Raw genomic sequence first — 1,368 nt, 5'->3', positions numbered from 1 at the left:
AGGAACCAGACGATATTTTAGGAATCTGTGCTACTGAACTTTAATTTAGCAACTTTAATGATGAGAGCAATAGATTTTTAATTCAAAAACTGGTTGATATCGTAATAGGAAAATAAATGTCAATACTAACACTAGATCTAGGCAAACAAACCGGCTGGGCTATTCTGCATGATGGAGTAATTCAAAGTGGCAGTGAAAGCTTTCATGGTAGTCGTTTTAGTGGTGGTGGAATGGTATTCTTAAAGTTTCGTAGGTGGCTTAATGAGATGAAAGAAAAATTTCCAAACATTGAAGCAGTGTATTTTGAGGAAGTTAGGAGACATTTAGGCACTGATGCAGCTCATTGCTATGGAGGGTTTTTAGCTCACTTGACTGCTTGGTGTGAGGAAAATGATATCCCATTTCAAGGTGTTCCGGTTAAGACTATCAAACGTTTCATAGCTGGTACCGGCAATGCAGATAAGAAAAAAGTGATTGAAGCAATACGAAAAAAAGGTTTTAATCCGATAGATGATAATGAGGCTGATAGTCTTGCTTTGATGATGTGGGTTAATAAAGAATATGAAGATATAAAGAAATGTTTTTAAGTTTTAAAGAAATACTCTTAAATATTTTTACATACTCAGACTAGAAATCATATCTTAAATTACTAAATAATAATCTTAAATAAGAAGCAAAGTAAATGAATAATTTAACTATAATAATAAATAAATCGCCATATATTAATCCTTTTTATTAAAATCTTAGGGTCCTTCTCTCCTTACACGCGAACTGGGTGGATCGACCTCGGGCTTTTTTTAGCGTCAGAATGATTTAAAATGTTAACTCTGTGGTAAATAATGAATTTAGAACTGCATTACTATCCAATAAAAAACCTCACCGAATATGACCGCAACCCCCGGAAAAACGACGTTGTGGTAAACAGAATGTGCGCGTCTATTCGGGAGTTTGGCTTTCGTATTCCAATAGTTGCAAAAAGCGATGGCACGGTGGTTGATGGCCATTTACGCCTTAAAGCTGCAAGAAAACTTGGCATGGAGAGTGTTCCGGTGGTTCTTAGCGATAATTTAAGTGAAGCACAAACTAAAGCTTTTAGGTTACTTGCCAATCAATCAGCAAATTGGGCAGCTTGGGATGATGATCTATTAAAACTTGAATTGCAGGAATTAGAAGACTTAAATTTTGATCTGAAGTTAACTGGGTTTGAACTGGAAAAAATCCAACGTTTTCTTGACAATGTTGATGGAGAAAGCGGCGAAGAAGAAGATTTATCTCACTTAGATAGCGATAATAAAAAGGTAGAAATAACAAAACCTGGAGATCTTTGGGTTTTAGGTGATCATCGAATTTACTGTGGGGATAGCAGGT

2 protein-coding genes are annotated in these 1,368 nt (G+C 35.6%); both read left to right on the top strand.

All coding sequences use genetic code 11. From position 1 onward, the window contains the following. The first annotated feature begins 116 nt into the window (after window positions 1-116). Window positions 117-587 carry a crossover junction endodeoxyribonuclease RuvC gene (locus tag IC220_RS07565; protein ID WP_188153795.1) on the top strand — a complete coding sequence of 157 codons (471 nt, stop codon included), beginning with the start codon at window positions 117-119 and terminating at the stop codon, window positions 585-587. Between the two features lie 252 nt (window positions 588-839). Continuing rightward, window positions 840-1,368 (top strand): ParB N-terminal domain-containing protein (locus IC220_RS07560; protein WP_188153794.1); only part of this gene is annotated, 529 nt, incomplete at its 3' end.

The sequence above is a fragment of the Wolbachia endosymbiont of Pentalonia nigronervosa genome, assembly GCF_014534705.1.
Classification (GTDB): domain Bacteria; phylum Pseudomonadota; class Alphaproteobacteria; order Rickettsiales; family Anaplasmataceae; genus Wolbachia.
The sequence above is the reverse complement of the archived record's forward strand: the minus strand, read 5'-3'. Positions and strand labels throughout refer to the sequence as shown.